The organism is Rothia sp. HMSC075F09 (assembly GCF_001810515.1).
Lineage (GTDB): Bacteria > Actinomycetota > Actinomycetes > Actinomycetales > Micrococcaceae > Rothia.
Map to the genome: position 1 here is coordinate 17,995 of NZ_KV801759.1, position 16,765 is coordinate 34,759.

At 58.5% G+C, this 16,765-nt stretch carries 11 protein-coding genes; 5 read left to right on the plus strand and 6 right to left on the minus strand.

What is annotated here, in order from left to right; translation table 11 throughout:
- Nucleotides 1-452: 452 nt before the first annotated feature.
- From HMPREF2749_RS00165 to HMPREF2749_RS00175, 3 genes are all read right to left on the minus strand, one after another.
- Nucleotides 453-1,226, minus strand: coding sequence for a transcriptional regulator FtsR (locus tag HMPREF2749_RS00165; protein ID WP_049337539.1), 774 nt, complete (start codon nucleotides 1,224-1,226; stop codon nucleotides 453-455).
- Between the two features lie 608 nt (nucleotides 1,227-1,834).
- Nucleotides 1,835-2,227: a glycine cleavage system protein GcvH gene (gene gcvH / locus HMPREF2749_RS00170; protein WP_005507722.1), complete on the minus strand. Its 393-nt coding sequence runs from the start codon at nucleotides 2,225-2,227 to the stop codon at nucleotides 1,835-1,837.
- A 333-nt stretch (nucleotides 2,228-2,560) separates the two neighbouring features.
- Entirely contained in the window at nucleotides 2,561-6,052 is a 3,492-nt protein-coding gene (locus HMPREF2749_RS00175; protein WP_049359854.1) for a bifunctional proline dehydrogenase/L-glutamate gamma-semialdehyde dehydrogenase, read from the minus strand.
- A 512-nt stretch (nucleotides 6,053-6,564) separates the two neighbouring features.
- Here HMPREF2749_RS00175 and HMPREF2749_RS00180 point away from each other — a divergent pair.
- Entirely contained in the window at nucleotides 6,565-7,491 is a 927-nt protein-coding gene (locus HMPREF2749_RS00180; RefSeq protein WP_049337534.1) for a LysR family transcriptional regulator, read from the plus strand.
- A gap of 179 nt (nucleotides 7,492-7,670) precedes the next feature.
- Here the strand turns inward: HMPREF2749_RS00180 and HMPREF2749_RS00185 are convergent, their stop codons facing one another.
- The 3 genes from HMPREF2749_RS00185 to HMPREF2749_RS00195 form a co-directional block, all read right to left on the minus strand.
- Nucleotides 7,671-8,474 carry a hypothetical protein gene (locus HMPREF2749_RS00185; protein ID WP_049337532.1) on the minus strand — a complete coding sequence of 268 codons (804 nt, stop codon included), beginning with the start codon at nucleotides 8,472-8,474 and terminating at the stop codon, nucleotides 7,671-7,673.
- 12 nt (nucleotides 8,475-8,486) lie between these two features.
- Nucleotides 8,487-9,863 (minus strand): 6-pyruvoyl tetrahydrobiopterin synthase, encoded by a 1,377-nt coding sequence (locus HMPREF2749_RS00190; protein ID WP_070592922.1) that lies wholly within the window; start codon nucleotides 9,861-9,863, stop codon nucleotides 8,487-8,489.
- Nucleotides 9,864-10,130: 267 nt separating this feature from the next.
- Nucleotides 10,131-11,078, minus strand: coding sequence for a sugar-binding transcriptional regulator (locus HMPREF2749_RS00195; protein ID WP_049359844.1), 948 nt, complete (start codon nucleotides 11,076-11,078; stop codon nucleotides 10,131-10,133).
- A 123-nt stretch (nucleotides 11,079-11,201) separates the two neighbouring features.
- Between HMPREF2749_RS00195 and HMPREF2749_RS00200 the strand changes: the two genes are divergently transcribed.
- The 4 genes from HMPREF2749_RS00200 to HMPREF2749_RS00215 all read left to right on the plus strand — a co-directional run bounded on the left by HMPREF2749_RS00200 (nucleotide 11,202) and on the right by HMPREF2749_RS00215 (nucleotide 16,674).
- Nucleotides 11,202-12,947, plus strand: a complete 1,746-nt coding sequence (locus tag HMPREF2749_RS00200; RefSeq protein ID WP_070592924.1) for a glycerol-3-phosphate dehydrogenase/oxidase — start codon at nucleotides 11,202-11,204, stop codon at nucleotides 12,945-12,947.
- A gap of 345 nt (nucleotides 12,948-13,292) precedes the next feature.
- A complete protein-coding gene (locus HMPREF2749_RS00205; protein ID WP_070592926.1) occupies nucleotides 13,293-14,090 on the plus strand; it encodes an MIP/aquaporin family protein in 798 nt (265 codons plus the stop codon).
- Between the two features lie 46 nt (nucleotides 14,091-14,136).
- Nucleotides 14,137-15,693 carry a glycerol kinase GlpK gene (gene glpK, locus HMPREF2749_RS00210; RefSeq protein ID WP_049350376.1) on the plus strand — a complete coding sequence of 519 codons (1,557 nt, stop codon included), beginning with the start codon at nucleotides 14,137-14,139 and terminating at the stop codon, nucleotides 15,691-15,693.
- A gap of 666 nt (nucleotides 15,694-16,359) precedes the next feature.
- Complete coding sequence (locus HMPREF2749_RS00215) at nucleotides 16,360-16,674, plus strand: N-acyl-D-glutamate deacylase (RefSeq protein ID WP_239662207.1); 315 nt, start codon at nucleotides 16,360-16,362, stop codon at nucleotides 16,672-16,674.
- Nucleotides 16,675-16,765: the final 91 nt, after the last annotated feature.

The following is a 16,765-nucleotide window of genomic DNA, read 5'->3' on the forward strand; positions in this document are numbered from 1 at the left end:
ACTGATAGAGGGCTCTACTTAAAATTGAACCCACCGAAGCGAATGATCTTTTCAGATTCATTCGTACCTCTTTAACGCCCTGTGGGGGTGCTCCTCCCCCGCTATTCTCCTCGCTTTTTCTGGGTATCCATCCCACAGGGGAGTTTAAAAAGTAAATGCGTACGGAGCAGTCCGTACGCATTTACAGCTGAGTTGAGTGAACAGCCTTGGCAGGCCGGGAGCCCCCTGGTGAGAAAGCTCTTCGTGTTGGACGAAGGGGTAGAAATTCCGAGCGTGCCAGCGTCGGCTTCGTCCAAGTCTAGAGGCCGCTACCCGTTGGTAAGGGGTAGGGACTATAGAGGGAATCACCGTGGTCAGTGGTGTTTCCCGAGGGAAATCCCCGTTTGGGGTGTGGTAGAACCGCTGAGGGTTTACGAGCGGCAGACTGTCCGGTAGTCTGCGTCTTCGTGCGCCTACTCGTAGGTAGGCATCGCCGATTCGACCAGAGTTGCGTGCAGCTGCAAGCACAACTTGCGGATCTTGTCGGCTCGTTCCTGCGCCTGAGCCTGAGAGGCTGCGTCGCGGCGTGATGCCAGCGGAGCCACCGCAATTTCCACGAGGGAAATTTCGCGGTCTGCCGCTGACTTGAATGCGCGCAGGTGACGAGGCTGAATGCCGTGCTGGGTCAGTTCTGCACTAACGCGGGCAATCAGCACATCGTAATCGGTGTACTCCACATCCGACCCGTCTTCGAGCAGTCCAAAGTCAATCAGCTCGCGAATCAGTTCGGGGGTGGTGTTAGCGTATTCTGCCAGCTCGCGGAGAGTGTAGGTGCGACCTTCCTGCTCGTTCGGGCCAAGGACGGTGTCTAGCACGTCTTCGCTTACGGTGGCAGGCATGGAGTTCAGTACGCGACCGGCTTCCATGTCCTCCAGGTGCTGACGGATTACCTTGAGCGGCATGTAGTGGTCGCGCTGCATGGTGAGGATGTAGCGCAGGCGCTCAATATCCGTCTGGGAGTACTTGCGGTAACCGGTTTCGGTACGGCTGGGGTGCACGAGACCGCGCTCCTCCAGGAAGCGGATCTTGGATGCACTAATTCCGGGGAACTCCAGGTCAAGCTGGCTAAGAACCTGACCAATGGTCCGGCTCTTAACGTCACGCGGGTTACGGTCAGAGCCGCCGTTCTCCACGTCCTCTAGTTGAACCTCAGCGTTAGTGAGGTTCTCATCGATGCGTGAGGTCATCTATGTCTTTCGGGTACTTGTTCAGACGATGTCGATACGAGCCGAAATTTGAGTGAGTGGCTCGTTCCCCCGGTCGGGGGTCTCGCTCCGTGCCGAACATCTTTGCTTAGTGTTGAGAGTGTGATAGATAAGTTTAGTTGTTTATCACGAAATGATAAACCGCAAACCTTCGAGACAATCTTATAGCCTCACAAGGCATTTTGCTATTTAGTTCGCCCTTTTCAGGGGCTTTTTGAACCCAAAAATAGCCACACAATCAAACATTAATCAGTAGAGACAGTACCAATTTTAGCAAAATTCCAATACTTCGAACACATATATCTCATATTGGACTGCTTTACGAGGAAAATTTTATCTTCTCGCGATAGTTGAAGTTTTCATCACATTTAACTTGAAAGAGGCTCCCACTAGGGGTTTAGTCATCCTTCAAGCCCCTTTAGTGAATTCCTACACCTTCAAGACGAACCTTAAATGCGCCCAACTATTTGCGTTTGTGTGCATTTTAAAAGAAAAACGGCGAGACCAATCGGTCTCGCCGTTTCATCAGTACGTACCTCTTAACACGAGGGACGCCAGAGCTATAGAGTCTATCGAGCTAGACTATCGACTTAGAGCTTAGCCAGCTCAGCCTTGTACGCCTCTGCATCCAGCAGGTTAGCCAGGTCATCAGCGTTCTCGGGGCGAATCTCAATGATCCAGCCCTCGCCGTAGGGATCGGAGTTAACCAGTGCGGGGTCATCCTCCAGGCCCTCGTTCACTGCGACAATCTCGCCCGCAATGGGAGCGAAAAGATCAGAGACAGACTTGGTGGACTCAATCTCACCGAAGCTATCCTCAGCAGCTACAGAATCGCCGACAGAGGGAAGGTCGACGTAGACGACGTCACCCAGTGCATCCTGAGCGTGGTCGGTAATACCAACACGTACGGTGCCCTCGGCGGTGAGAGCGGAAACCCACTCGTGCTCAGAAGTGTACGAGAGTTCTGCGGGAACGTTGCTCATAGCAGCGGTGTCCTTTCAGTGTGTTCTTGCGTAGCGCGGACCGTCCCGCGCACGGTGTCGTTCCGTATGTGGGATGACGGAACGTCCTACACCAATTATCACATAAGAAGTAACGCGGGGCACGTCCAAACACCCCCGTACCACTTCTATGACACTATATTTTCCTTATCCTATCTAACCGCTCAACAAGCGCCCCTTCCCAAGGCCCTAGAAGCACCCCTATTACTCACCTCCAGCAGGGAGCCATCAGACACACCAAAAGGCTCAGGGCCCCACACCATGATGGTGCAGGGCCCTGAGCCTTAGGCTAGAGAGCTAAACTCTCACAGCGCCTTAGCGGGAAGAAATGACGCGCTCGGAGAAGCGGTTCGGGTTACCGAAACGGTGTGCGGTAATCGAAACAGCCTGCTCGCGGAGGAAGGGCAGCATCTCGATACGGCCAGCCTCGGTGACGGGTGCGAAGTACACTGCAACGTCCGGGCGACCACCCAGTGCGGTGTAGAGGGACTTCTCATCGTTACCGATGTAGCGGATACGGGTGCCTTCCAGCGGGGTACCAGCCAGTGCGCGAACCGGGGTCTTAGCGTTCGAAGCCAGGTACTCGCGGAACTGAGCGTCCGACTTGACTTCGTACTTGATGCCCTTGTTCTCGAGGACGCCACGGACGTCGACCGGCAGGTCCTTACCGACGGACAGAGCAACCGGTGCGTTAGCTGCCAGACCGGCGAGCACAACGCGCAGGGTCTCTGCTGCGGATGCGGACTCGTCTGCACGAACCAGAACCTGGGTGGGTACGTAGCGCAGGATGTTGCGCTCCACGCCCAGCTTCGAGGGATCGTGGCCGAAGCCGAACTCGGTGTCCCAAGCGTGTGCGTCAGAGGAGACACCGCGCTTGATGAATGCGAAGTCCTCGCGCTTGCCCAGCTCGGAGTTCTCGATGGTAGCCAGGGTCTCGCGGACGGTCACGGACTGGGTGACAGCGGTTGCGGTTGCCTGTGCGGGCTCCCAATCGGACAGAGCGATCAGGTAGCTGGGGCCACCAGCCTTGGTACCGGAGCCAACGGTGGACTTCTTCCAACCGCCGAAGGGCTGACGCTGAACGATTGCACCGGTAATTGCACGGTTGACGTACAGGTTACCTGCCTGGACCTTGGAGAGCCACAGCTCGAGCTCGTCAGCATCCAGCGAGTGCAGACCTGCGGTCAGGCCGTAATCGGGTGCGTTCTGCAGCTCGATTGCCTCTTCCAGGGTGTCAGCGGTCATGATGCCCAGGATGGGGCCGAAGTATTCGGTCATGTGGTACTCGGAACCGGGCTTGACGCCTTCGCGAACACCGGGGCTCCACAGGCGACCGGTCTCGTCCAGTTCCTTGGGCTGGATGAGCCAGCGCTCGCCCGGGCCGAGGGTGGTCAGACCGCGCAGCAGCTTCTCTTCCGGCTTCTGAACAACGGGGCCCATCTCGGACTCGATGTCCTGCGGGTGTGCCACGTGCAGGGAGCTGACAGAGTCAATCAGCTGACGACGGAAACGCTCGGACTGTGCAACGGAGCCAACCAGGATGACGGTCGAACCAGCGGAGCACTTCTGACCTGCGTGACCGAATGCCGAGTAGACGACGTCCTTGACGGCGAGGTCGATGTCAGCGTTCGGGGTGACGATGATGGAGTTCTTACCCGAGGTCTCACCGAACAGGGGCAGGTCATCACGCCAGGAGCGGAAGAGCTCAGCGGTCTCGTAACCACCGGTCAGGATCAGGCGGTCAACCTCGGGGTGCGAGATGAGCAGCTTACCTGCAGCGCGGTCAACAACCTTGACGAGCTTCAGAACTTCCTTGGGAACGCCTGCATCCCACATGATCTCTGCGATCAGGGCACCGGTGCGAGCGGTGATGGTTGCGGGCTTGAAGATGACAGCAGAACCTGCAGCCAGACCAGCCAGAACACCACCGGCGGGAATAGCGGTCGGGAAGTTCCACGGGGGAACAACCAGGGTCAGGTCAACAGACTTGGGCTTTGCGCCGTCGATCTTCTCGAGGTCCTCAGCCAGCATTGCGTAGTAGTATGCGAAGTCGATTGCCTCGGAGACCTCGGTGTCGCCCTGCTCCAGGGTCTTGCCAGCCTCAGCTGCCATAACCTCCAGCAGGTCACCGCGGCGCAGTGCGATAGCCTTACCGACCTTGCGCAGAATCTCTGCACGCTCGTGGCCGGAGAGCTTGCCCCATGCCTTACCAGCTTCCTCAGTTTCCTTGATCAGCTTCTCAGCGTCAGCTTCGCTGGTCAGCTCGTTAGCCTTGAGGGTTTCGATGCCCAGCTTGGTGGTCTTGGAACGCTCGAGGATTGCGCGGCCCCACTCGCGGTTACCGGAGAGTGCAGGGTCGGTGTCGGGGGTGTTCTCGAAGCGGCCTGCCGGTACGAAGACGTTGTCCTCGTTCTCGGTCAGACGGTTCTGGGTGCGCTTGGATGCGGGAACCTCGTCGGTGACGGAGTTCAGCGCACGCATGAAGCGGTCCTCTTCGCGCTTGAAGATGGACTCGTCGGTTGCCAGGTCGAAGATACCGGACATGAAGTTCTCGGAGGAAGCGTTCTCCTCGAGACGACGGATCAGGTATGCGATAGCAACGTCGAATTCCTTGGGGTTCACGACGGGCACGTACAGCAGCAGGTGGCCAACGCGACGGCGGATGATCTCTGCCTGCTGCTCAGCCATACCAATCAGCATCTCGAACTCGACGCGGTCCTTCACGCCGCGGTCCTCGGACAGCAGCAGTGCGAAAGCAACGTCGAAGAGGTTGTGACCTGCAATACCGAGGCGAACGTTCTTCACGTGCTCGGGGCGCAGTGCGTAGTCCAGAACGCGCTTGTAGTTGGTGTCAGCAGCCTGCTTGGTGTCCCAGGTGGTCAGCGGCCAGCCGTGCATAACAGCTTCCACGATTTCCATGGAGAGGTTTGCACCCTTAACCAGGCGAACCTTGATGCCTGCGCCGCCAGCAGCAACGCGCTTTGCGGACCACTCCTGCAGGTGCTGCATTGCAGCCAGGGTGTCGGGCAGGTATGCCTGGAGCACGATACCGGCTTCCAGGTCCTTCAGGTGGGGCTGGTCCAGAATCTTGGTGAACACCTCAATGGTGAGGTCCAGGTCCTTGTATTCCTCCATGTCCAGGTTGATGAACTTCTTGGGGGAGGTGGATGCAGCCAGCTCGTACAGCGGGGTCAGGCGGCGAACAGCGGTCTCAACGACCTCGTCGAATGCCCAGTGCTGGTGGGGGCCGGAAACAGCGGACACCTTGATGGAGACGTAGTCAACGTCGTCACGTGCCAGCAGGCGCTTGGTCTCAGCCAGGCGGTGCTCTGCTTCCTTGTCACCCAGAACTGCCTCACCGAGCAGGTTGACGTTCAGGCGGTTACCGGTCTTGGTCAGCTCTGCAATTGCGTCGCCCAGCTTCTCCTCGGAAGCGTCGACGATCAGGTGACCAACCATCTCGCGCAGCACGCGGCGTGCAACGGGAACGGTGGGCCATGCGACCTTGCCAGCCAGCTTGCCACCGAAGCCAACAGCGGACTTCATGTACCAGGGCAGGAAGGAAGGTGCCAGGCCGGAAATGCGGGAGAGGTTGCGGCCGGAGACGTTGTCGTCTTCGGGGCGAATAACGCCATCAACAAAGCCGACGGTGAAGGGAAGACCATTGGGGTCCTTCAGAACACCGGCGAGCTGCTCAGCTGCGAAGGTGGGCTTGATCGACTGGGACTCATTTACCCACTGGCGAACAAGCTGACGAGCTTCCAGAGCCATCTTCTGGTAGTGCTCAGATGCGAAAGGATGGGTCATCCTTGACTCCTAACTATCTTACTGTGTGCGGTACACACCACGTTTGGCGATGTCTCTATTTCACCACAAAAGGGTAATAAATACCTCATTAGAAAAACTGAATGTTTTTTCCAAAATTCATTTAGATTTTCTTAATGATTGTGCGGTGAGGTTTTCACCCCGCGCCCCCTCCGAACCTCCTGTTCGAAGAGACAAGGTGAAGTTTGTAGCGACATCGCTATCCATCTCTCTCAGGCTAGCACTTTCAGAGCGCAAATATCGAACCCACTTCGTAACAGACGAACACTTCAAAACCAGTCCCAAAAGCATCTTCAACCCCAAGAATCGTCACATTCAGCACGAAAATACTCGCTACACAAGCCAACATGCCGGCACCCCATTTCAGGCGTCTCAAAAAGAGCCGGCCGGAAGCCTGCGCGGTACCATATACAAGAGTCCACGATGAGAGACGCACCATGGAATACGGTGGCAGCCACAGCCAGCGCAATGCCGAGTGCACCAGGGAGGAAAATATGTCCATCTACGACATCCGACGTATGCAAATGCTCCTCGAAATCCAAGAACGCGGCACCGTCATCGCCGCAGCCGAAGCACTCAGCCTCACCCCCTCCGCCGTCTCCCAGCAGATTGCCACCCTCGAAAAAGAAACCGGCACCCCGCTTTTGCAGCGCATCGGCAGGCGTGTACAGCTCACCAGCGCCGGACTCATCATCGTCGACAGCGCCCGCAGCATCCTGCGCGAACTCGACCGCATGCAAACCTCCGTCGCCAACCTCACCGGCGAACCCGCAGGCATGGTCCGCCTCGCCATCTTCCAGTCCGCAGCCTTCGCACTGCTACCGGAAACCCTCAGCTACCTTACCGAACACGCACCCTCACTCACCCTGCAGGTACTGCAAATCGACCCCGAAACCGGAACCTCCCTGACTCGAAGCCGCGAATACGACATGGTGCTCTCCGAAGCCTACCCGCACCACCACATCCCCGAATACCCCGAACTGCACTCCGAACTACTCACCGAAGACCCGCTCAGCCTGATTGTGCCCAGCACCTCCACCATCACCTCAATCGAGGAGGCGCACGCACTGCCCTGGGTTCTCGAAATGGAACAGAACACCTCCCGCAGCTGGGCGCTCAACCAGTGCCGCACCGCAGGATTCGAGCCGGTCATCCGTTACAGCGCCAATGACATGATTACGAACTCCAACCTCGTCAAAGCAGGATTCGCCGTCACCATCGTGCCCGGCTTCATCCTCTCCTCCCTCTCCACCACCGAGGGGCTACGCATCGTCGAGCTACCCGGCAAGCCCTGCCGCAAAATCTTTACCGCCGTACGCCGAGAGTCCGCCGCCAACCCCGCCATCGCCATGGTGCGCGAAGCACTGCACCACGCGGTGCAGGTTGCATTCGGCGAACACGACAGGAGCGAAACCGCATAAGAAAAATTAACTGCCAGCCACGCCAGCAGACTAGACAATGCAAAGGTCGGGGCCGTTCCCAGGAACGACTCCGACCTTTCAACATACCTTTTTGAACAGGCGCCTATATATAAGGTATAAAAACACACAACGGAGCCATTCCCCCGCCGTGCCTATCCTTCACAGGGTCAGCCCAACTGCTAGTTCAGCGAAGCAACCACAGCCGAGCTCTGCACCTCGTAGAACGAAGATGACAAACCAGCTGCCGCCATATCCAGCACAGCGCTCACATGAACCTGCTTCAACGCAGAACCGGCAACATCCGAAGCCACCTGATAATTCAGCTGAACATCCAAGCGGTGACCGCGAGGAATAGCAGTACGCAACTCCAGAACGTTCTCGCTGCCGGCACCAGCTTGACCGGTCTGCTCGCTACGGCGCACCGCATCAAGATTCAGAGCATCCACAGGAGCCACCAGGGCTGAAGCACCCAGGCTACCCGAAGGTAGCACCGCCTGCCCCGAGGTAACACGAAGAGTCACCGCTGGATTCAACAACAAACCAGTCTTCGGGTCCTGCGCGCGAGCACGCACCATCAGGCGAGTACCCACCGGCAGCGTCGAATTGCCCTCATTAATAATGCTCAGGCGAGTCGGCAGATTCCGGAAAGCAACAGTACGCGCCGGCTGACTCTGCAAAGACACAGCCTGCACACCGTTAGCAGCCTTCAACTCTAGGCGGATGCACGACTCGTTATAGCGCATCGGCACCTGCACCAGCGCAGAACTCGCCGCGCCACCGTGCTGTCCACCACCGTGCTGACCGCGCTGCCCGCCACGCTGTCCACCAGGGCGCTGGGTCACAGGGGTCACGCGAGCGCGCTTACCGCCCGAACGAGTTGCCGCCTCCGCAGCGCTCACGCCGCCAGCCACCAGGGCAGCCGAAGCACCCGCAACCTTCAACGCGGTACGGCGAGAAGCATTCATCAGATTATTCTTAGTCATTTTCTACTCCCCTTATGCCTTCGCGATACGGTACACGCCGCTAATCGTGCCCTGCCACCAGGTGCCGTAACGGTCAATCGTGCCCACCATCTGCAGGGTGTCACCACCGCCAAGCAGCAGGCTCACATGCTGAGGCAGACGCTGCTCGTGCATCGTCTTACCGGTTTTCATGTCCAGCGCGACAGCCCAGGCGTAAGCGCCATTCGCCAAACCAGCCGGACCGCGGCGACGCTCACAGGTGTAAATTAGACCGTCAGCGGTGGAATAGCGAGGAACAGCCGAAGAGTACACGTCCTTACGGTCCCAAATCTTACGCAGACCGCGGTCGGTAATATCCCAACGCTCCATACCGGGAGCAAAAAGCGCGTTCGCAGGAACCGACGGGCCGGCACCCTCCGGGTACTTCGGGTAGGGGTAGCCGTAGGTGCTTGCACCGACCATCGTGTTACCCACACCAATCATAGAATTCTCAGTGCCAGAGGTACCGGCAGTAAACAGGCCGGCGCTACCGACCTTCGCACCGTTATCGGTGCGGTACACAATGACCGATTCCTGAATATCAGAGTTATCGGTCAGCATCACGTAATCCGAACCGTTCGGGCCAAAGAACGTCGGGGAGGCGCCGGAACCCCACGCGAGCTTACCGGGCTTGCGGGCGCTACCTCGATCGTACGCATGCCACCACTTGAGGGTGGGCGCACCGGTTGCGGTAGCGTTCAGCATATAAATAGCGTGGGAGGTCACCACACTCACGCCCTGCGGGCACGCCGAAATCGAGTTATCGATACGCTCACCCGCAATCGACGCCTTATTCAGGCGCATCGAGCGAATCGTGCCGCGGGCAGAATCAATCACCGCAATGTAGCCGTTCTTCGTCGCAACCCAAATGCGCCCGGACCAGTCGGGTACCAGGCCAACCACAGCATCGTTGGCACTCTGCGCGAGCATGCGGCTCAGGTCAATACGCTCATCAACTCGGATGCTGCGACCGTCAGCAGAGTGGGAGAGGCGCAACAGGCACTGAGAGCCATCCACCAGAACCATGCGGTCCTGCGCGTCAAGGTAGGCGTACACGCCACCGAGCAGTGCGCCCTTCGGGATGTCCAAGTGGGAGAGCTCGCGGCCGGTATGCGGGTCAAGGATAGAGAGCTTCGGGGTGATGAACTCGCCGTGGGCGAAGACCTGAGTGCAGAGCACCTGAATGAAGCCGTCGCGTCCGGCAAGGATCGTCGGGCAGGCGCCGCCGAGCTTCGTGCCGGTAATCTTCCAATTGCCTGCGCCGGGACCGGCAAGAGGAGTAGCATCGGAAGACTGGGCATCACCGTGCATGGTGGTAATGCCGGGTGCGCCCAGGTGCGGATTCACCTGGGCGTTATAGGTGGGGGTCATGGTTGGTTCTTTCTAACGGTGAGTGGCGCACACCTTCAATGGAGTGCACAAATATGCGCTTTCACATGCGCAAACGTTTCACATTGTAGGGTCAGAAAGCAGTTTTTGACGACACTAAAGGGCACCTTGAAACATTGTTCAGGCGGCGCTTGAGAGCTTCACCAGGAAACCCCTCAGCACTACCCTTTCAGATCAAGGTGCCCCTTTAACCCATCACCACGGACCTTCATACTCACGGGCCCTCATGCCCGCGGCGATTATTTTTAGCTATTTCTCCATGAGCGCCTTTGCCAGGGCATCATCAAGAACCAAGTCAGTAATCGCACCCGTACGCAACGCGCCGCGCAAAGCACGCACACGGTGAGTACCGGACGCAACGCAAATACGGCGCGGAATACGAGCCAGCTCCTTCGGAGTCGGACCGGACGCACGCTTATTCAACTCAAGATCAGCCCACGAGCCGTCCTCACGCAGAAGAATCGTGCACATATCCCCCACAACGCCCAGCTCACGCAGCTGACGCTGCTCCTGCACCTCAAAATAGCCACCCGAATACACGTGAGAAGGAATAGGTCCACCAAAAGCACCCACGCCAAAAATAGCGAGGTCAACATTCTGCTGGGCATGCAGATTCTTCTGCACGCTACGCTCACGCCACATGGCGGTCTTGGTGTCCGCATAGTCAAAGAACGCGGGAACCGGAAAATGGATAGTCTGCGCATCATAGGCATTCACCAACTGCCCCAGCAAGGAACCCAAGTACGGAATACCCGAATGGTGCGCATTACCGGCGCCGTTCATCTGCACGACAGTCACGCCTTTCAGAGGACGACGCGGCAGATGACGAGAAATCTCAGTCATCGTTGAACCCCACGCCACACCCAGGCTCGTTCCATTATCAATCAGGGAATCAAGGAGAGCCGCCGCGGTACGGGATACCTGACTCATACGGGCAATGGGGGTAGCATCCGAACGGACATTCACGAGAGTAACGCGCACCTTATAGCGCTCACCGATGCGGCGCTCAAGCTCGCTGCGGGCACGGAAGGAATCATCTAGACGGATCTGCACCATGCCGCTTTCACGAGCACTTTTAAGCAGACGTGACACAGTGGCTCGAGAGACCCCCAGACGGGCCGCGATAGCGTCCATCGTCATGTTGTGAATGTAGTAAAGCTGCGCTGCCTCGTAGGTATGGTTAGCGCGTTCGTTCATCTGCCACAGACCCCCAGTGAAAATCCGTTCATACTGCTTGGTTATTATTTCACCATTGGGTTTTACTAAATGCAAGATGAAACCCCCACGCCGCACAAGCGGCAATACAGGAAAGAGCAGTACATGAGCTCCCAGCACATTGCACAGCAGTCTCAGCTGACCGCCGAGTCCCGCGCCAAGGCGCTCAAGAGCATGGTCAACGAAGAACTCGACATCTTGGTCGTCGGCGGCGGCATCACCGGTGCAGGCATTGCCCTCGACGCAGCAACCCGCGGTCTGCGCACCGGTATCGTCGAAGCAGGCGACTGGGCTGCAGGCACCAGCGCATGGTCCTCCAAGCTCGTTCACGGCGGCCTGCGCTACCTCTACAACCTCGACTTCAAGCTCGTGACCGAAGCACTGACCGAGCGCGGCCTGCTGCTGAACAAGATCGCACCCCATCTGGTGCACGCACAGCCCTTCCTGTGGCCCCTGAAGATGCCCGTCATCGAGCGCGCATACTCCGCAATCGGCATCGGCATGTACGACACCCTCGCATTCCTCGGTTCCCGCGGCAACAAGGGCGTCCCCTCCCAGCGTCACTTCACCAAGACCGGCACCAAGACCGTCTTCCCCGACATCAAGGACTCCGCATTCAGCGGCGCAATCCAGTTCTACGACGCACGCGTTGACGACGCACGCCTCGTCATCGACGTCGTCCGCACCGCTGCAGGCTACGGCGCACTGGCTGCATCCCGCACCCAGGTTGTCGGCTTCACCAAGGACGCATCCGGCCGCGTCATCGGCGCAGAGCTGGCAGACCTGGAGACCGGTGAGCGCCTGAACGTACGCGCAAAGCACGTCATCAACGCAACCGGCGTGTGGACCGAAGAGTCCGAGTCCCTGGCTAACCCCGATGCAGGCCTGGAGGTTCTGGCATCCAAGGGTATCCACATCGTGGTTCCCCGCGACCGCATCAACGCAACCAGCGGTATCTTCACCAAGACCGAGAAGTCCGTTCTCTTCATCATCCCCTGGCAGCGTTACTGGATCATCGGCACCACCGACACCCCCTACTCCGAGGACCGCGAGCGCCCCGTCGCAACCAGCAAGGACATCGACTACGTGCTGATGCAGGCTAACAAGCTGATCGCTAACCCGCTGACCCGCGAGGATATCATCGGCACCTACACCGGCCTGCGCCCGCTGCTGCAGCCCAAGGTCAAGGACGGCGCAGCATCCACCAAGGTTTCCCGCGAGCACACCGTGACCGAGGTTGCCCCCGGCATGAGCGCAATCGCAGGCGGCAAGCTCACCACCTACCGTGTCATGGCTGCCGACGCTGTCGACTTCGCACTGGGCGAGCAGGCTAAGCAGAACCCCTCCGTGACCGCAACCATCGGCCTGGTCGGCGCAGACGGCTACCACGCAATCGCTGCTAACCGTGCACGCTACGCAGAGCGTTACGGCTGGGATGAGGACCGCATCACCCACCTGCTCGAGCGTTACGGCGCACAGATTGAGGACCTCGGCGCCCTCATCGACGCTGATCCTTCCCTCGGCGCTCCCCTGGCTAAGGCACCCCAGTTCCTGCGTGCAGACGTCGTCTTCGCTGTCCGCTACGAAGGTGCACTGCACCTGGAGGACGTGCTGGTCCGCCGCGTACGCCTCGACCTCGAGCAGCGCGACCGCGGCCTGGCAGCAGCAGAGGAAATCCTCGACATCATGCGTTCCGAGCTCGGCTGGGACGACAAGAAGGTCAAGGAAGAACTCGACCTCTACGCAGCACGCGTTGCAGCAATCCGCGAGGCAGAGTCCACCTCCACCGACGCTGAAGCATCGGCAAAGATTGAGGCTGTCACCCCCGTGGCACCCCGCGTGAAGCTCTAATCCTTAGAGCTTTCGCACACCTTTCGTAACCGATTATTTGGTACGAACCAACCGTTCGCCCCTCACCGAACATGGGCTATCTCATATTTCTCGGTGAGGGGTGGACGGACGGTTAAATAGCCGTTTACAATAAACCCCAGCACAAAGAAGCAGAGCGCTAAATACAGGGTTAGCTCACTGGTACGATCTGCTTCTCAACCAGAAACATCTATCAAATTTTCGTAGCAACCGCTACACATTTCAGCACAGCGTTGTGCCCCGATCCGCTCGTGCGGTGAGGACGCACGGGAATGCGCAAGCAAAGGTTCGCTTGCCTTCCAGACGCTTCGTCTTCAAGGAGCATCAATGTCTCTTCTTGCTTCCGCAGGAACTGTACTTGCAGCCGGCTCTTCCGCTCTCGTGGATGCATCCGGCGCCCCCACCACCCTCGGAATCTTCGCTTCCGAGTTCTTCGGCACCTTCATCATGATTCTGCTCGGTGCCGGCGTATGTGCCGCAGTGACCCTCAAGAAGTCCTACGCTAAGGACGCAGGCTGGGGTGTTATCACCTTCGGATGGGGTCTGGCAGTGTTCACCGCCGTGTACCTCTCCTTCCATTCCGGTGCACACATGAACCCCGCTGTGACCGTTGGCCTGGCAACCGCAGGCCGCGACCTGGCAACCGGCGTTCCCGCAACCCCCGGCAACATTGCCCTGTACATCGTCGCTCAGATGCTCGGCGCAATGGCCGGCGCAACCGGAGCGTACCTCACCTACAAGAAGCACTTCGATGAGGACCCGGGCGACCGCCTCGGCATCTTCGCAACCGGCCCCGCCATCAAGTCCTACGGCTGGAACTTGCTCACCGAGATTATCGGTACCTTCGTCCTGATTGGCTGGATCATCGCATCCGGTAAGACCCCCAGCGAGCTCGGCCCCCTGGCTGTTGCCCTGGTCGTTGTATCCATCAGTATGAACCTCGGTGGCGCAACCGGTTGCGCTATCAACCCCGCACGTGACCTCGGCCCCCGTATCGCCTACACCTTCCTGCCCATCCCCGGTAAGACCGGTTCCAACTGGTCTTACGCATGGGTTCCGGTTGTTGGCCCAATCATCGGCGCTATCCTCGCAGGCCTGATCGTTCCGGCAGTTCTGCCCCTCTAAACCTCTCTAATACCCCCCCCCGTTCTTTTGTTCTAAGGAAAAATCAATGACGACTTCTCTGCACTCCGCAACCCTCAACGTCGAGCGCAAGTACATCCTCTCCATCGACCAGGGCACCACCAGCTCCCGCGCGATCCTGTTCAACAAGGCGGGCGAGAACGTGGCTCAAGGCCAGCTCGAGCACGAGCAGATCTTCCCCAAGGCCGGCTGGGTCGAGCACAACGCAACCGAAATTTGGCAGAACGTCCGTAAGGTCGTAGCAATGGCTATGGCAAACGGCGAAGTCAACCACCACGAAATCGCTGCAGTCGGCATCACCAACCAGCGCGAAACCACCGTCGTGTGGGACAAGAACACCGGTGAGCCCGTCTACAACGCAATCGTCTGGCAGGACACCCGCACCCAGGAAATCGTTGAAGAGCTCGCAGGCGAAGAGGGCGTTGGCAAGTACCACGACATCGTCGGCCTGAACCTCTCTACCTACTTCTCCGGCCCCAAGATCAAGTGGATCCTGGACAACGTTGAAGGCGCACGCGAGCGCGCAGAACGCGGCGACCTGCTCTTCGGCAACACCGACACCTGGCTGGTCTGGAACCTGACCGGTGGTGTTGACGGCGGCGTGCACGTCACCGACGTAACCAACGCATCCCGCACCCTGCTGATGGACATCCGCACCCTCGAATGGGATCCGCAGATTGCTGCAGATATGGGTATCCCCATGAGCATGCTGCCCGAGATCAAGTCCTCCTCCGAGGTGTACGGCTTCGGTCGCGCAACCGGTCTGCTCAGCGGCACCCCCATCGCGGGTATCCTCGGCGACCAGCAGGCTGCAACCTTCGGTCAGGCTTGCTTCGAGAAGGGCATGGCGAAGAACACCTACGGTACCGGTAACTTCATGCTCATGAACACCGGCAACGAGCCCGTCTTCTCCAACAATGGTCTGCTGACCACCGTCGCATACAAGATTGGCGATGCAGCACCCGTCTACGCTCTGGAAGGCTCGGTCGCAATGAGCGGCTCCCTGATCCAGTGGCTGCGCGACAACCTGCGCATGATTGAGCACGCTGCAGAGTCTGAGGAACTGGCCACCTCCGTCAAGGACTCCGGCGGCTGCTACGTTGTTCCCGCATTCTCCGGCCTGTTCGCACCTCACTGGCGTTCCGACGCTCGCGGCGTCATCGTTGGTCTGACCCGCTACGTGAACCGTGCACACATCGTGCGTGCGGCGCTGGAAGCAACCGCATTCCAGACCCGCGAGGTTCTGGACGCAATGAACGCTGACTCCGGTGTTGAGCTCTCCGAGTTGCGCGTGGACGGCGGCATGACCGCTAACGAGTTCCTCATGCAGTTCCAGGCTGACATCCTCGGCGTTCCCGTAATCCGCCCGAAGGTTGTTGAGACCACCGCTCTGGGCGCAGCATACGCTGCAGGTATCGCTGTTGGTTTCTGGAGCGGCGAGCAGGACGTTGTGGACAACTGGGCTGAGGACAAGCGCTGGCTGCCCTCCATGGAGCCCGCAGAGGTTGACCGCCAGTACCGCCTGTGGAAGAAGGCTGTCTCCCGCACCCTCGAGTGGGTTGACGAGGACGTTCCGACCGCCTAATCACAGCACCCGTTGCCTAACGGCACGGCCCGCGTACTAGCGACGCCCCGGCTGCTTCTCCCCCGCTATGGGGTTGAAGCAGCCGGGGCTTTTCGCTGTTTTATGACGCTCAATTCAGCGTTTATTGCGGCGTAATTTCTACAAAAATTAGTGCTGGGGTACCGTTGGTTTTTGTAAATTCGGTATCTTCCGCCGGTCACCTGGCGCGGTGTTGTTCGTGAGGTGTCAGTACCGCACAGGACGCGTACGCGACATATTCATGCGCTGTCCTGACAGGAGTCGACGATTCGCGCTGATACTTTATTTACGTTCCCGTCCGCTGTGGTGCTTCACGTACCGCGGCGGACGGACTTTTATCTCTTGTTACTAGGTTCTCTGCATTAACGATGAGTGGGGTTCGCTTTTCGTGTTGCAGTTCTCGCTGTAAAAATCACTGGTTTTATGCCCCTTGTTGAGATACCCGTTTACATGTTGTGTGGGGTTGGTCTAACAGCGTTTGTTTGCCTTTGATGTCCACTTCAAGCGCCGTATCATAGATATATAGGCTTCTTGATTCTATTCTGGTCGCCGAAGATGGCGGTTAGTTAAGCATCTGGCACCTTCCGGTGGTCGTGAGAACGGAGAGAGGCTCCGTTGGAAGGAGGGAGCGGGTTTCCCGCACCGATTATGGTTGATGTCCGTCGCCGCAAGCTTGCAATTATTGCTATGAACGTTTCGGTTCTTGCAGCTGCTCTCTCCTGGCTGTTGGTGCTCTTCTCTGTCATGTATTCTCCCGCAGCTGTACCGTGGGCTCTGGGCGTTGCTATCGTACTGACTGTGATTGGCGCCTACGCACTGTACCGCTACTACTCCAAGTACTCGCACGTGCTCCCGAACGAGGACCCGGATGCGCACGATGTGCTCGGTCACGACCTGCATTCGACTCACCTGCCGCATCTGCACCACACGGAGGGCAACGCTGATGGAGTAGCCGCTAAGTAGCGAGCTTCTTATCCCCTAGACAGCATAAATGTGCCGCCTCACCAATACCGGTGAGGCGGCACATTTACGTTATGGTCAGGGGCAGAGGCCG